This is a genomic window from Paenisporosarcina sp. P4_B8 (assembly GCF_056402175.1).
On record NZ_JBFUHX010000002.1, the window covers coordinates 125,806 to 141,360 of the forward strand.

The following is a 15,555-nucleotide window of genomic DNA, read 5'->3' on the forward strand; positions in this document are numbered from 1 at the left end:
TTGATTATCGTACATTTGCCCTAGCATTGATAAAAATCAACATTAAAAGGGTATCAGCTTCGACCGTTAACTGTCGAAGCTGATGCCTTTTCTTATATCTATCTATACTAATTCCATTTCTATCGAAAAAAGCAGTTCCGCATGTACGCGGAACTGCTTTTAAAGTGATGTTTTTTTAGAACGGCTACGAGATAGGAGCAAAATCATATAACATAGCAATCCAAATAGTAGTGTGATGAGTAGAGAATGTAGTAAAGCGAAGAATAAGTTCAGCCTTGTCAACACTACTAGCATACCTGATATGACTTGAAGTGAGACGATAACAAACGCAATAATCCACCCATAAGATAAAACTCGTTGGTCTCTATAATTCTTGAATGCATGCCATGCTATGAACCCAATCCAGAGGAAAATTAGTCCGGCCGCTGTACGATGTCCCATTTGCACCCATTCATAAAGGTTGGCTGGTAAAGAGAAATCTCCGTTACGACACATTGGCCAATCCGCACAGATTAAGCCTGAATCTGTATGGCGAACGAGGGCACCTGTGTAAACAACTATATAGGAGTATAGGGCAACTCCTATTGTATGCCATTTCAATTTTTTCCCAATCTGCAACTTATCCGCATCAAATTTGCGATCGACTTCAAAAATCAGAAGTGTTAACAATAAAACTGAGGCGAATGATAATAAGGAAATACCAAAATGGAGGGCTAATATAAAGTCACCTTGTCCCCATAGAACTTGAGCTGCACCAATTAGCGCTTGTAAAATCAAGAAAAACATTGCCATAAAAGCTAAAAATTTTGTTTCGCGTATATGTCCCATTGCTTTCCATGACCAAACGGATAAGATCAAGATGAGAAAACCTACCGAACCAGTTACGAGACGGTGAGAAAATTCAATTAAAACTTCAGTAGTGATTTTGTCGGGAATTAATTCTCCATTGCATCCCGGCCAGTGTCTGCCGCAACCCATTCCACTTTCTGTTTTCGTCACAAGTGCTCCACCGAGAATTATGAGCAACATGCCGATTGTAGAAGCAACAGCAAACCACTTTAAGTATTTACTTTGTTGCATGAATGACACCTACTTTGTCTATACTGATCGCGAAAATGCGATACCTGCATGTTTGATAATAGCTAAGAATATGACAAAAAACAATGTTTAACAGAGAAACAACAACAGTAAGGATACCCAATTCACAAATTGTTCATAAAATATTCTCTTTCCATTCACAAAACTTTTTAGAAAATGCTTTACTATAGATATGTTGTGTCAAATTGACAGGAAACCGCTATGGCTTTTTATCGAATTTGAACTTAAATATAGAATTAGCATAAGTTTTTCGATATAGTAAGTGTAGCGGAATATGCTTACAACTTTGAAAGGGGGAGTTATCATGTCAAACGGTCGCGCGATCAATGCAAGAACTGATGCGGATCTTGAAACAACATCATTTGTTAAAGACTTTCTTGCATTGATTAAGATTGGAATTGTAAACTCAAACCTTGTGACTACGTTTACGGGATTATGGTTGGCATTTCAATTTACAAACCGTCACTTCTTAGATGAGATGGACCTCATGTTTTATACTCTTGTCGGTGCAGCATTGATTATTGCCGGTTCAGCCGCAATGAACAACTACATCGATCAGGATATAGACCCAATTATGGCGAGAACAAAATCCAGACCGACTGTGACGGGACGATTTAAACCAACTGCCGTATTGTCCGTTGCTCTGTCCTTCATGGTTGTCGGTGAGATTTTGTTATTTATGGCATCGTTTTCAGCTGGTATATGGGGACTTGCTGGTATTATCAGTTACGTTGTCCTTTATACCATGTGGTCAAAAAGAAGGCATGTGAGCAATACAATCGTCGGGAGTATATCAGGGGCTATTCCTCCAGTAATCGGATGGGCAGCAGTTGAACCTACACTTGGATGGGGTGCACTTGCATTATTCCTCATCATGTTCGCATGGCAGCCTCCACACTTTTATGCACTTGCTATGAAACGAACGGAAGAATACCGGGCGGCAGGCATTCCGATGTTGCCGGTTATTAAAGGATTTGCACATACGAAGCGCTCCATGCTTCTGTGGATTTTAGTTCTTTTCCCACTTCCATTCTTACTCATGGAACTTGGAACATGGTTCCTCGTCCTCGCTACTGTGCTTAATATTGGATGGCTCGTACTTGCACTAAAAGGCTTTAAAGCGGAAGATGATTTAAAATGGGCAAAAGGCATGTTTATCTATTCCTTAAATTACATGACCATCATTTTTGTCTCGATGATTATTTTCTCGATTTTCAGCTAACTTTTGGGATTCTTTCTTTGAATTTAGAATTCATATAGAATGGAACCACAGTCCGATTTACACATGAATACAACTACGAAAGAGGGGTTTGATTAAGCTATGATGAAAGGGCTCAAAAAGTGGCGTCTCTTTTCTCTGCTGACAGCTCTAACGGTCTTTTTGTCTGGATGCGGTGAAGAACACTTATCTACACTTACTCCAGCAGGACAAGTCGGTAGAGATCAATTGGATTTAATGTTGCTTTCAACAGGAATCATGGTACTTGTTATTGTTGTAGTAATGATTGTTTACATTCTTGCAATCGTCAAGTTCCGTCGTTCTAAAGTGGGCGAACATGTAATTCCTAAGCAAGTAGAAGGAAGTCACAAATTAGAACTTATCTGGACTATCGTTCCGATTATTTTACTATTGATTTTGACAGTTCCTACTGTAGTCTCTACATATAAATTGGCGGATGTCAGTGGTATGGATACAGTCGATGCAAAAGGCAATAAGACAGCAGTAACGGTTAACGTTAAAGCAAATCTTTACTGGTGGGAATTTGAGTATCCGGATTTAGGAATCGTTACAGCTCAAGAATTAGTAGTACCGACGCAAGAGAAAGTTTACTTTAACCTTAAAGCAGCAGATGTAAAACACTCATTCTGGATTCCTGCAGCGGGCGGTAAAATGGATACAAACGTTGAAAACCTAAACACATTCTATTTAGAATTCGACAATCCTTCAGATAGTCTTGAAGATGGTGTGTTTTATGGTAAATGTGCGGAACTTTGTGGTCCTTCACATGCCCTTATGGACTTCAAAGTAAGATCTTTAGATCGTGATGATTTCGATGCTTGGGTAGCAGACATGAAAGCATCAAAAGCAGAAGAAACGCCAGAAGGTGACGTTGCTCAGCAAGGTCAGGAAATCTTCAACACTAGCTGTATTGCTTGTCATGCTGTATCAGGTGCAGGCACAACTGGTGGTGTAGGTCCTAACTTAGCAACTTTTGGAGATCGCAACCGAGTAGCTGGTTTCATGGAACAAACTGATGAAAACGTTAAGGCATGGATTAATGATCCTGAAGAGCATAAACCAGGTAACTTGATGCCTCAACCTGAAGATTTACCTAATAGAAATGGTAAAGAATTTACAGATCAAGAGCTCACAGCTCTGACAGAATACTTAATGGGACTATCTGTAGAAGATTAATCTTCTACAGAATGACAAGAAGGAGGTTAAAGTTGTGAGTTCAATCGCACAGAAAAAAGGCGTTGGTGCCACTCTTTGGGACTATTTAACAACAGTCGATCATAAGAAAATTGCCATCCTTTACCTCATTACCGGTGGATTCTTCTTTATCGTCGGCGGTATCGAGGCTATGCTTATACGTATACAACTAGCACAACCTGACAATGATTTTGTGAGTGCAGGTCTTTTCAATCAAATTATCACGATGCATGGTACAACCATGATCTTCCTGGCTGCCATGCCATTGTTATTAGGCTTTATGAATGCAGTTATGCCACTTCAAATCGGTGCGCGTGACGTTGCTTTCCCATTCCTAAACTCTTTAGGTTTCTGGTTATTCTTCTTCGGAGGAGTATTCCTTAACTTATCTTGGTTCTTGGGAGGAGCACCTGATGCAGGATGGACTTCATATGCATCGCTTTCATTAGCTTCACCGGGTCATGGGATTGACTTTTATGCTTTAGGTCTATTCATTTCCGGTTTTGGTACATTAATCGGAGGTATTAACTTCCTAGTTACAATTATCAACATGCGTGCACCAGGTATGACTTACATGCGTATGCCATTGTTCACTTGGACAACTTTTGTTGCATCAGCATTAATTCTATTCGCTTTCCCACCATTGACGATTGGGATCATTTTCATGATCGTTGACCGTATGTTCGGAGGAAACTTCTTTGATCATACAATGGGTGGTAATACTATTATTTGGGAGCATTTATTCTGGATCTTCGGACATCCTGAAGTATATATCTTGATTTTACCTGCTTTCGGTATCTTCTCAGAAATATTCCCTACGTTCTCACGTAAACGTTTGTTTGGTTATTCAGCTATGGTCTTCGCAACTGTATTAATCGGTTTCTTAGGATTCATGGTTTGGGCACATCATATGTTTACAGTAGGTATGGGACCAACTGCTAACGCAATCTTTGCTGTTGCGACAATGGCAATCGCGGTTCCTACCGGAGTAAAAATCTTTAACTGGTTGCTTACAATGTGGGGCGGAAGTATCATCTTTACAACACCTATGCTCTACGCGATTGGGTTTATCCCATCTTTCGTTGCTGGTGGTGTAACGGGGATCATGCAAGCTGCTGCACCTCTTGATTATCAATTGCACGATTCATACTTTATTGTTGCTCATTTCCACTATGTTATTGTTGGTGGGGTAGTACTTGGATTATTAGCTGGTTTACATTTCTACTGGCCATTAATGTTCAACACGATGTTAAATGAAACACTTGGAAAAGTAACTTTCTGGTTATTCTTCATTGGTTTCCACTTAACGTTCTTTATCCAACATTTCCTAGGTTTACTTGGGATGCCACGTCGTGTGTTCACGTATGGTGCAAACCAAGGATGGGACACTTACAATCTCATCAGTTCATTAGGTGCTATTTTCATGGCAGCCGGAGTTATTGTTCTAGTGGTGAACATCATCATGACGATCGTGAAAAACGAAAAAGTTGGCCGTGATCCATGGGGGGATGGTCGTACTTTAGAATGGGCTGTTCCACAACCTGTACCTTTCTACAACTTTAAACAAACACCACTTGTTCGTGGTCTGGATACATTCTGGATTGAAAAACAAGAAGGAAATAAAGAAGGAATGACTTACGCAGAGCCAGTAGGCGATATCCATATGCCTAACAATTCATTTATTCCTGTTGTTATTTCATTTGGTCTATTCGTAGGAGCATTTGGTGCTTTATACAATGGAGAAAAATCTTGGGCAGTGCCTGTGATGTTCTTGGGATTAGCTATCACATTCGGTTCAATGATCGTTCGTTCATTGAAAGATGACCATGGATATCATGTTCATAAAGAAGATTTATTGAATGAAAAAGGGGGTAAACACTAATGGACTTAAATACTAAGTACACCCCACAATCTTGGCCGGATCATCCGGAAAATTCCACTTTGGAAGGTAAAAATAAATTTGTTGGATTTTGGCTTTTCCTTGGTGGAGAAACTGTAACATTCGCTAGTTTGTTTGCTACTTATTTGGCTTTGAAAAACAAAGGTCCAAGTGGAATGGAATTCACGACACAAGGTTTGTTTGAATTACCGTTAGTATTCATCATGACAATGTTACTTTTGACTTCATCTTTAACAAGTGTTTACGCGATGTATCACATGAAAAACTATAACTTCAAAGCAATGCAAGCATGGTTAATGGTAACAGTATTACTGGGTGCTGCATTCCTAGGCTTTGAAATTTATGAGTTTAAACATTATGTACATGAAGGATTTACTTACGGACAAAGTGCTTTCAGTTCATCTTTCTTTACACTAGTTGGAACACACGGAGCTCACGTCTTGGTTGGACTAGTATGGATTACCCTTCTTATGGTTCGAAATTCGAAGCGTGGCTTGAATCTTTATAACGCGCCTAAATTCTATTTAGCTTCTCTTTACTGGCACTTTATTGACGTAGTGTGGGTATTTATCTTCACGGTAGTATACTTGATGGGAGTGATGGGTTAAGATGGCACACGATGTACACAATCATGTAAAATCTCAAACCGAATATGAGTATAAACGTCGACGTTCTGCAAATGAGATGCGTGGACAATTGACAACGTTTGCGATTATGATTTTCTTAACTTTGATCGCATTCACGGCAGTCTATGCTGATTTCTCTCCAAATTTAGTTGCACCAATCATTTTGTTATTGGCAGCGATTCAGGTTGTTTTACAATTGTATTACTTCATGCATATGAGCCATAAAGGTCATGAAACTGCATCCATGTTTTTATACAGTGGGGTAATTGTAGGTTTCATTACCGTATTGACATTTGTTACACTTATTTGGTGGAATTAACGATCGAAGCGAGCAAGGAAAGTTTTGTTTTTCCTTGCTTGCTTTTTTTTATGGCAATTTTTTGTCGCAGATTCTAATCAGAGTGTTTACAAATTTTAGAAAATCCATGTAATTGTTTTACAAAATCAAAATTTATTTAAGCCTATTTATAAGTAGAATTACGAGATAGATTTCGAAGTGAACCGATTTCTACTCTATTTCAGTCTATTTAATCGCATTGTTCATAGTTCGTTCATTGATGTTATGGCAGATGGGATTTATAATGGGGGTACTGAAGAAAAAAGGAGCGAGTAACGATGCCTTTAAGTATATTTGGATTTCAAGCGTTATGGAGTCCGTTTTTCCTATTATTGACGCTAGTAGTTATAGGGCTTTATTTTTATATAACTTCAAAAAAACAGCATTGGTTTGAAGAGACTCAACCTGTAACTAAAAAAGAAATTACAGCTTTTGTCAGTGCCATGCTTTTGCTTTACGTAGTGAAAGGATCACCTGTTGATTTATTGAGTCATATTTTATTTTCGATGCACATGACGCAAATGGCTTTATTGTTAATGTTAGTTCCGCCATTGCTAATCGTTGGGATTCCAACATGGGTATGGCATAAAATCATCAACAATCGATTTATTAAACCCATCTTCAGATTCCTTACCAAACCTTTGTTGGCTTTAATCGTGTTCAGTGGCTTGTTCTCTATATATCATATCCCACTTATTTTGGATAATATTAAACAAAACGAGCTTTACCATTCTGTATTCAATCTCTTTTTGTTCATATCTGCCGTATTTCTTTGGTGGCCAATCATGAATAAATTAAAAGGTGAACACCAAGTACACGGATTAAGTAAAATTGGTTATATTATTGGGAGCGCCATTTTGATTACGCCTGCCTGTGCACTGATTATCTTTGCAAGTCAGCCAATGTATGCGACTTATTCAAATGGTGACGCTTGGTTAAAAGCTATGGAACTCTGTGTGCCTACATCTACATTGTCCGGATTAACTTTGTCCGGTCCAGAACTGTTTACGAATATGCCAGTAATGGAGGACCAGCAATTAGGTGGTGTCATTATGAAAATTATTCAAGAAATCATTTATGGAGTCATATTGGCTATCGTGTTCTTCCAATGGTATCGTTCAGAACAAGATAATGCAGAAGAAATTACCCAACAGGCATTACAAGATCGACAAGCATATGCAGCAAACAAATAATCAACCTTCATAAATTGGTGAGTGTTAGGAGAAAAAGAGATGAATCCACTTGTATTGCCGACTATTAGTACGTTTTTTATTGTGTTAAGCGCCGTCCTTGTTGCGATTGGTTGGGCTTTAATAAAACAAAGAAAAATTGAAGCACATAAGAAAACCATGTTTGCAGCTGCAATTGCAGCACTGACATTCTTTATTATTTATGTTTCACGAACATTGTTTATCGGAAACACAGCTTTTGGCGGACCCGATGAATATAAAATCTTTTATACTACTTTTTTAGTCTTTCATATTATATTGGCTACGACAGGTGCGGTATTTGGTATCTTTACCATTTGGTCTGGCTATAAAGACAATTTGAAAAGACACCGCAAACTAGGACCAATTACAAGTATAATTTGGTTTTTCACTGCCATTACTGGCGTAATGGTCTACTTATTGCTTTATATCATCTATGAAGGTGGAGAAACCACTTCTGTTTTTAAAGCGATATTAGGATTTTAATTAAAGACCCTGTTAAACAATGTTGTTGGTAGTAGAAGAATCTGCTAAAAACATCTGCTCCTGCGGTTACTCGTCGCAAAGATTAGAACTGCTCCTGCGGTTACTCGTCGCAAAGATTAGCGCCAAACAACTTTTGGCCCTAATCTTTCCTGTGGAAAAACGTGCTGTCAAGACCCCGCAGCGAGGAAAATGGAACGAAGGCTAAGAACGCTAAGAACGTTTTATAAAAATCAAAGATAATAAAAAAATGCCAATCACCTTGTTATTGAGGTAATTGGCATTTTTTATAGTTTGAAATTGGTTTTGATAATACCGGCTTCTTTTGCTGTAGTAAAAATGATGACGACAAATGGACCGATGATTAATCCGAGGAAACCGAAAATTTGTAATCCGATAAACATGGCAATTAATGTGGCAAGAGGAGATAAACCAATCTGAGATCCCATTAATTTAGGTTCTACAGCACGTCGAATGACCAGCAACACTAACGCCAGTATGGCAAGTTTTGTTCCCATGGCAATGTCACCAATGAGGAATTGGTACAATGACCATGGTCCGACAATGGCAATCGAACCTAGTATAGGAATAATATCGATAATCCAAATAACTATAGACATTATAATTGCATATTCTGGGGCAATGAATAATAATCCAATAAAGCTTCCTACTAAAATAAATAAACTGGCAAGCAATTGGGCTTTCAAAAAACCAAAAATGACAGAATTTAATCGGGAAGTCATAAAACGAACTTTTTCAGCAGTTGCAGGCGTCAGATGACGAAATACCATTTTCTTCAGTTCTGTTAAGTCCAACATAAACAGGAATAACGTGATAATGTAAACGATAAAACTGACTAAAAAATTTGGTATGCCTGTCAGTAGTTTGCTGATACTATTGTAGCTTACAATCCCCAAAATGGCTTTTTGCATAGTGTTTAAAAACTCATCTAACTCATTTTTAATCGAAGTTACCACTTCAATGGGCATGCCTTGCGTAAAACTGAACAATTTGCTTTGGACATTCATCCATGACAATGACAGTGTATTAAAATAATTGGGTGCAATTTTAGTCAATTGAATAATCTGACCAACTAATTGGGTGATAGTGAAATATAAGGTCGCGGTAATGAGTAATAAAAAAAATATAAAAACGGTAATAACGGCAGTTTTTCGATTCCATTTAAACTTTTCTTTACACCATCTAACCACTGGTTCAAGGAAAAAAGCAGTAAGTAAAGCTAAAAGAATTGGAACTGCGAGAGGGAGTACAAAGGTTAAAAAAAGGATGAGCAATACAATCAATAAAGCTATTATTAAAAATTTCTTGGTAATCCACTTTGGCATCAGCAGCACCTCATTTTTCCATATTGTATAAGTATAGACAACATTGTCACATTTGAAAAGCAATTGAAAAAACGCCGAAGGAATATTATTCCTCGGCGTTTCCATTATGCGCGAATTTCAAATGCATTTATATCTGCTTTAACAGCAGCCAATGTTTGCTGACATGATTTAACCAAATGTGCCGGGAAGACTTCTTGGTCTCCATATTCAACACCATGAGGGAAATAATGTTTACCTACAACTGGTTTCATCAAGGTAATGATTGCATCGTGAGCGCCAACATCGCCATCTTTTGTGAAGCCGAAAATACGTAAATAGAATGTGCCTTCTTTAATTTCGTATTTTTTGTCATACGTTACACGTTCGTAATCCCATTGACCTTCACGTACAAGACCGTGGTTTAACATAATATCATCTAATAATTGTAAATCAGCTGCTGTATTTTCAATACCTGTGTTTTCAAAATACATAAAATCGTCCTCCTTATACATGCTTTACCCTAAGTAACGCGTTCCATTTTATAATAGTGCAATTTTGCATCTGTTGCAATGACAACATTGTGTCAATACGCTTTACACTGATATAATAGACTCATCATTTTCCTTATGAGGAGTTGTCTTATTGAAAGTATTGGTTAGAATCTTAATTTTATTAGCTATTATCATGACTGTCATTTTTTATTCCGACCAAACTGTTCAGGAAAATGATTTATTGGAAGCACCTGGTCCTACAGGGCAAGCTTTGCCACAGGAAAACTTATTACCCCCATCTGGGGAAGACTCAGTCCCAAGACCAGAAAAAGGACTATCTACGCTTATTGGACAACATACTAAAAAAATGGTGGAATCATTTGGGGAACCTAACAGAATCGAGCCTTCAGCTTTCGGATATGAATGGTGGGTGTACAATAGGTCACTCGATTCTTATATGATGGTAGGCGTTAACGGGGACACCATAACTCAATTATATATTGCAGGAGAAAGCCTCGATGCCTCACCCTATCAAGTTGGGCAATCCATTGATGATTTATACCGCTTTACTATAATCGAGTCGGAAATAACCGTGCAAATCGATTCGAATGTTTATACATTCACCATCAACGACGAAGATATGACGAACCGATTATTAATTAAATTCGATGGGCTTTTTGCCCAAATTTATATGGATGAAGAAGACCAAGAAGTGGAAGCCATTCGTTTTACTGATCCAATGACACTTGTGCTCCATCAGCCTTATGAAATGAGTTACAAAGGTGACTACTTAGCACCTAAAGTACCTTCAACGACATTACAAAAATCTATTGATGCATCAAATGAACGCCAAATATTTGAATTGACGAACGTGTATCGTTCACGTCATTCCGTTAATACAGTTATTGAAGATGACGCTCTTGGACTTGTTGCAAGCAAACATAGTGAAGATATGGCGATGCAAAATTATTTTTCTCATGAGTCACCGGATTTTGGAGATTTGGAAAACCGTTTGGAAGAGTCGCTTATTGTTTATGACAGTGCAGCTGAAAACCTTGCAGCAAATTATTATGATGCAGCAGAAGTTGTAAATGGTTGGTTAAATTCTTCAGATCATAGAGAAGTTTTGCTAAAAGAAGATTTTACCCACCTGGGCGTAGGAACATTTGGCAAATATTATACGCAAAACTTTGTAAAACGCGAGATGAATGTCAGATAAGGTCAATGAGCAGCGGAGTTTATCCATGTTCCTTCTTCTGAAGAACCGAAAGGACGAATATGCAGTGGAATTTGGTGCTTAGCCGCCATGTCCACTGCTTTTTTTTGTATCAGTGGGTGTGTCTCAGTTTCACAAAGCTGCTGAAGCTTTTCATACGAAACCTTCGGTAATTTATATACATTTTCCGAGTTTTTTGGATCACCGGACATGACACCTGGTACATCTTTATAAAATTCAACCGCCTCGGCATCGAATAAATTGGCCATCACGATTGCAGTTAAATCACTGCCACCGCGTCCAAGTGTCGTAAAGCGAAGATCTGTCGTAATTCCTTGAAACCCTGGTACAATTACACATGGTACATGTTGGAGCAATTCTTTAATTACTTTTTTAGATGTTTTAATAATTGAAGCATCTCCAAAATGGTCATCCGTGTAGATACCAGCCTGTACGCCATACGCTAATTGACACGGAATCTGTTGCTTTAAACATTCTGCTGATAGAACGGAAGAGGCCAGGAGCTCTCCGCAAATAGCGGCAACATCTTTTGATTCTGGTGCAATTTGAAATGCGTCCGTTATTCGAATCAGTGTATCGGTGGAATAAGGATCCCCATGACGCCCCATTGCTGAAACAACCACCAGAACCGATTTATATTTGGCTAAACCTTCTTTAATATGTTGAATACATACTGCCCGCGATGCGGCATCTCTCACCGCTATGCCTCCGAATTTTTGCACAATCATCAAACCCGCTCCTTATTAATCATGAGTGACATTTTCCCGCATGCTTACATACGATGAACGTACCTTGACTGTAATGTATTCGGTCAATTTCATTTTGTGTAGGAGGGGTACAATGACTTTGGTCATTGCCGATTTATTAAAAGACTGGCCGTGTGCGTGGTTACACGGATCCTTTAATGAAATCATATGTGGGGTCAAAGAAAATTCCAAGGAAATTCAAGCCGGTGATGTCTTTGTAGTTATTAAAGGGAAAAATGCCAATGGTGCTACTTATATAAATGAGGCAATCGAAAACGGGGCGGTCTGTATTATTGCGGAAGATCGAGAACATGAAAAAATGTGTAGAGAGGTGGCGTTTGGCATCGTGCCAAACACTAGGACCTTTCTTTCTCATGCTTGTGCCCGTGTTCATGGGGATCCATCAAAACAATTGCACGTGGTGGCGGTGACTGGAACCAATGGCAAGACAACGGTAAGTCATATGTTAGGTCAAATGCTCACGATGCTTGGCTATCAAACAGCAGTAATCGGTACATTAGGACTTTTTATAAATGGAAAAAAAGTTGATGAGAATTTTCCATCACTCACTACATGGTCTGCTTCACATCTCCATCAAACCTTTGCCCGACTATTAAAAATGAACATTACACATGTCATCATTGAAGCTTCATCGATGGGATTAGCACAGCACCGACTGGACCATTGTTCAATCCAACAAGGGGTATTTCTAAATCTAGGACATGATCATCTTGAAGATCATGAAGGCATTGAGTCCTATAAAAAAGCAAAATGCAAATTAATGGATATAAGCCGAAAAGTTGTTGTGAATAAAGACGATTCTTTTTGGTTGGAAAAAGGAAAAGAATGCACGAAAGAACTGAATTGGTTTGGCGAAGAATACATTCAGCTGAAAGAAATAAAACCAGTATCAACGATTGTGACAATATTCGATGAAGGAGATTGTGATGGCTATGACGTGGAAGTTGGTTTTACGGGACTCTATAATATCTCAAATATAGCGGCTGCAATTGCGACTATACGTCAATTGGATATTCCGATGTCATCAATTATTCCGCTGCTCCCCAACATTACTTTACCCCCTGGAAGATTTCAATTCATCTTAAAAAAACCTTTTCAAGTAGTCATAGATTATGCGCATACACCAGAAGCTCTGCAACATCTACTTTCTTCAGCATCAAGAATTACTGAAGGACGATTACTTGTTGTATTCGGATGCGGAGGAAATCGCGACCAAGCGAAGCGAAGTGCTATGGGAGAGATTGCAGCATTTTACTCACATAGCATGTGGGTGACATCAGATAACCCCCGATTAGAGGATCCTCTGAAAATCTGCCAGCAAATCGTTGGAAATTTGCCGGAGACTTCCAAAATCCATATCGAAGTCGATCGAGCAGCTGCGATTCAACAAGCGCTTCGGTATTGCAAACCTGGAGATTTACTCTGTATAGCAGGGAAGGGTCATGAGTCCACTCAGCATATTGGCGATCAAGTTATCCCTTTTTCAGACGAACAAACCGTTCTGCTAATATTATCGACGTTACCGATGGCGGGGAACCACGAAAAATGATCCATTGCCAATCGCAAGCTTCTTGCCATTGTCGTCCGTAATTTCACCGGTAACCACCATCGTCTGGCGTCCTTTATGTGAAAAAGTAGCATGTGCATGTAAATGACCTTCCGTGGCCGTCGCCAAATAGTTAATGGATAAGTTCATGGTTACAGCGGCAAATTCTTCAGATAGTGAATGATTTGCGAGGACACCCATCGCGGTATCAAGCATAACGGCCAGAATACCACCGTGAGGGATATGAAGAGTGTTATGAATATAAGGAGTTATTGGGATGGATATCGTGCAAGAATCATCGCTTAATTTCTTCTCCATATGCAAAGTGGCGCCTAAATAAGTGGAAAGATCACCACTTTGTTTCTTCTCAAAGCCTTCCAACCATTTTGATAAAGTTGAGATATCTTCGGCTGATGCATTAATTAATATGTTTTCGAGTTGATTATGTACTGATTTTTTCATGTTGTTTCTCCTAACTTTTAGCAAATGCAGGTCTTTTATTTTATGAGTCCAATCTGTTATGATTAAAATAGATTGGAGGAATGTCCGATGATGATGACATCAGAATGGGCAAACATCATGGATGAAGGAGATAGTTTAACACAGATGATTTTATCCTCCGAGCAAGTAGAACGCTTCAAAGAAGCATATTTCGCCGTTTATACAGACGAATTATTAAATAGACAGATTGCTTCTTTTTCTCGTTTAAAAGAGCAATATGAAGATGTTCAACGCTTCGGAAAGTATCATCCGGACTATCAACACGTGATGAAGTCTATTCGAGTACAAAAACGCGCACTTGATATGAATGAACGTGTCGCTAGTTTAAGACTGGCTGAAAACGAATTGCAAGATTTGTTGGATGAAGTCAGCTTATTAATAGGAAAAACTGTATCTGAATCTGTCAAGGTCCCTGTCAGCAATCCGTTCTTCGCTTCTGCTGCCTCTTCTTGTAGTACAGGAAGCTGTGGAACTGGTGGTTCTTGTGGCTGTTCAGCTTAAATAAAAGATTGTAGCTTGGGTGCGTAACTGCTCTTGAGCCGGACATAACAAAAGGATGTGCGCTTAATGTGCACATCCTTTTTCTTATTCTTAAAGAAAGTTTTAGCTTATACACATTTTCTTATGCAATATGTTCAGCCAGTAACGCAACGGCTAAATCTGGACGATCTGTAACAATTCCTTTTGCACCTGATTGCAACAAACGCTGCATTACTTGAGGATCATTGATTGTCCAGTAGTGAACGGGAACATTCAGTTTACTCAGAAAGTTGATAAACCCTTCTCCATCAAGTGGGAAAACACCGGATTTCACTGGAATTTGAAAGACGTCTACACGAGGATGATACAAATGTCCGAACTGACTTGTGTAGGCAGAATACGCTTTACGCACTTCGTTTTCTCCCGCACCAAGTGCCACCGAATTTTGAGCATACAAGTTGAAACGATCGATTTGCTCGTCATGGAAGCTCGTGACAACCACACGGTTTTGAGCACCAAGTTCTTCTATCAAACGCCATAATTTTGAAGGAATCAAGCTACCTTCATACGTTTCAGGAGAATCCTTCATATCGATGTTAATCAACATTTGTGGGAATGCTTCAAATAGCTCATGTAGCGTGATAGCAGTTAAGCCTTGTCCACGATATTCATATTCTTGCTGCTCATTAATAAACTGATAACCCAGATCAAAAGCCTTAAGTTCAGAAAGTGTCATATCTGCAACACGTCCTGCACCGTCAGTGGTACGATCTACATATTCGTCATGGAAAACCACGATTTCTTCATCTTTTGTCAAGCGAATATCGATTTCAAATCCATGAACTCCAAGTTCAGCTGCTTTTTTGAAAGCTATCATGGAGTTTTCTGGAGCAATCAGAGAACCTCCACGATGAGCTAAGATAATCGGATGTTCATATTGAAGTGCTTCTTTATCAGGGCGTTTTTGAGGTTTTGAGATGGCTTTAGAGCCTGCCCAGGCAGCAGCACCAGCTGCGGCGATTGCGAATGCTACTTTCGTTTTCTTTCCCATGTCTAATTCCTCCTCATGCAAACTTGCTTTCCCCATTATAAAGGAAAGTATAGCAAACTGTCAGCTTCAAG

At 39.0% G+C, this 15,555-nt stretch carries 16 protein-coding genes; 10 read left to right on the forward strand and 6 right to left on the reverse strand.

Annotation, left to right across the window (positions count from 1 at the left end; all coding sequences use genetic code 11):
* Window positions 1-159: 159 nt before the first annotated feature.
* Window positions 160-1,080 carry a COX15/CtaA family protein gene (locus AC1DSK_RS02670; RefSeq protein WP_477546607.1) on the reverse strand — a complete coding sequence of 307 codons (921 nt, stop codon included), beginning with the start codon at window positions 1,078-1,080 and terminating at the stop codon, window positions 160-162.
* Window positions 1,081-1,402: 322 nt separating this feature from the next.
* On the opposite strand from AC1DSK_RS02670, the gene cyoE reads away from it, so the two are divergent.
* From cyoE to AC1DSK_RS02705, 7 genes are all read left to right on the forward strand, one after another.
* Window positions 1,403-2,320: a heme o synthase gene (gene cyoE / locus AC1DSK_RS02675; RefSeq protein WP_477546606.1), complete on the forward strand. Its 918-nt coding sequence runs from the start codon at window positions 1,403-1,405 to the stop codon at window positions 2,318-2,320.
* A 99-nt stretch (window positions 2,321-2,419) separates the two neighbouring features.
* Complete coding sequence (coxB, locus tag AC1DSK_RS02680) at window positions 2,420-3,514, forward strand: cytochrome c oxidase subunit II (protein ID WP_477546605.1); 1,095 nt, start codon at window positions 2,420-2,422, stop codon at window positions 3,512-3,514.
* Window positions 3,515-3,548: 34 nt separating this feature from the next.
* Window positions 3,549-5,414 carry a cytochrome c oxidase subunit I gene (ctaD, locus tag AC1DSK_RS02685; protein ID WP_477546604.1) on the forward strand — a complete coding sequence of 622 codons (1,866 nt, stop codon included), beginning with the start codon at window positions 3,549-3,551 and terminating at the stop codon, window positions 5,412-5,414.
* On the forward strand, window positions 5,414-6,040 hold the full coding sequence (locus tag AC1DSK_RS02690; protein ID WP_016427807.1) for a cytochrome (ubi)quinol oxidase subunit III: 627 nt from the start codon (window positions 5,414-5,416) through the stop codon (window positions 6,038-6,040). The genes ctaD and AC1DSK_RS02690 overlap by 1 nt, the downstream gene beginning before the upstream one ends.
* 1 nt (window position 6,041) lies before the next feature.
* Window positions 6,042-6,377, forward strand: a complete 336-nt coding sequence (ctaF, locus tag AC1DSK_RS02695; RefSeq protein WP_477546603.1) for a cytochrome c oxidase subunit IVB — start codon at window positions 6,042-6,044, stop codon at window positions 6,375-6,377.
* A gap of 296 nt (window positions 6,378-6,673) precedes the next feature.
* Window positions 6,674-7,588 carry a cytochrome c oxidase assembly factor CtaG gene (gene ctaG / locus AC1DSK_RS02700; protein ID WP_477546602.1) on the forward strand — a complete coding sequence of 305 codons (915 nt, stop codon included), beginning with the start codon at window positions 6,674-6,676 and terminating at the stop codon, window positions 7,586-7,588.
* A gap of 39 nt (window positions 7,589-7,627) precedes the next feature.
* Window positions 7,628-8,089, forward strand: a complete 462-nt coding sequence (locus AC1DSK_RS02705; protein WP_477546601.1) for a DUF420 domain-containing protein — start codon at window positions 7,628-7,630, stop codon at window positions 8,087-8,089.
* A 284-nt stretch (window positions 8,090-8,373) separates the two neighbouring features.
* Here AC1DSK_RS02705 and ytvI read toward each other — a convergent pair whose 3' ends face one another.
* Window positions 8,374-9,432 carry a sporulation integral membrane protein YtvI gene (gene ytvI / locus AC1DSK_RS02710; RefSeq protein WP_477546600.1) on the reverse strand — a complete coding sequence of 353 codons (1,059 nt, stop codon included), beginning with the start codon at window positions 9,430-9,432 and terminating at the stop codon, window positions 8,374-8,376.
* 104 nt (window positions 9,433-9,536) lie between these two features.
* Window positions 9,537-9,902, reverse strand: coding sequence for a YugN family protein (locus AC1DSK_RS02715; RefSeq protein ID WP_016427802.1), 366 nt, complete (start codon window positions 9,900-9,902; stop codon window positions 9,537-9,539).
* Between the two features lie 151 nt (window positions 9,903-10,053).
* On the opposite strand from AC1DSK_RS02715, the gene AC1DSK_RS02720 reads away from it, so the two are divergent.
* A complete protein-coding gene (locus tag AC1DSK_RS02720) occupies window positions 10,054-11,121 on the forward strand; it encodes a CAP domain-containing protein (protein ID WP_477546599.1) in 1,068 nt (355 codons plus the stop codon).
* A gap of 2 nt (window positions 11,122-11,123) precedes the next feature.
* Here AC1DSK_RS02720 and AC1DSK_RS02725 read toward each other — a convergent pair whose 3' ends face one another.
* Window positions 11,124-11,867, reverse strand: a complete 744-nt coding sequence (locus AC1DSK_RS02725; protein ID WP_477546598.1) for an amino acid kinase family protein — start codon at window positions 11,865-11,867, stop codon at window positions 11,124-11,126.
* Between the two features lie 112 nt (window positions 11,868-11,979).
* Here AC1DSK_RS02725 and AC1DSK_RS02730 point away from each other — a divergent pair, with 112 nt between their 5' ends.
* Entirely contained in the window at window positions 11,980-13,455 is a 1,476-nt protein-coding gene (locus tag AC1DSK_RS02730; RefSeq protein WP_477546597.1) for a UDP-N-acetylmuramoyl-L-alanyl-D-glutamate--2,6-diaminopimelate ligase, read from the forward strand.
* On the opposite strand, the gene AC1DSK_RS02735 is transcribed toward AC1DSK_RS02730, so the two are convergent.
* Window positions 13,426-13,914 carry a PaaI family thioesterase gene (locus AC1DSK_RS02735; protein WP_477546596.1) on the reverse strand — a complete coding sequence of 163 codons (489 nt, stop codon included), beginning with the start codon at window positions 13,912-13,914 and terminating at the stop codon, window positions 13,426-13,428. The genes AC1DSK_RS02730 and AC1DSK_RS02735 overlap by 30 nt on opposite strands.
* Window positions 13,915-14,001: 87 nt before the next feature.
* Here AC1DSK_RS02735 and AC1DSK_RS02740 point away from each other — a divergent pair, with 87 nt between their 5' ends.
* Window positions 14,002-14,454: a YlbF/YmcA family competence regulator gene (locus AC1DSK_RS02740; RefSeq protein ID WP_477546595.1), complete on the forward strand. Its 453-nt coding sequence runs from the start codon at window positions 14,002-14,004 to the stop codon at window positions 14,452-14,454.
* A gap of 121 nt (window positions 14,455-14,575) precedes the next feature.
* On the opposite strand, the gene AC1DSK_RS02745 is transcribed toward AC1DSK_RS02740, so the two are convergent.
* The gene (locus tag AC1DSK_RS02745; RefSeq protein ID WP_477546594.1) at window positions 14,576-15,484 is read right to left on the reverse strand and encodes a glycerophosphodiester phosphodiesterase family protein; all 909 of its coding nucleotides are present in this window, start codon (window positions 15,482-15,484) and stop codon (window positions 14,576-14,578) included.
* Window positions 15,485-15,555: the final 71 nt, after the last annotated feature.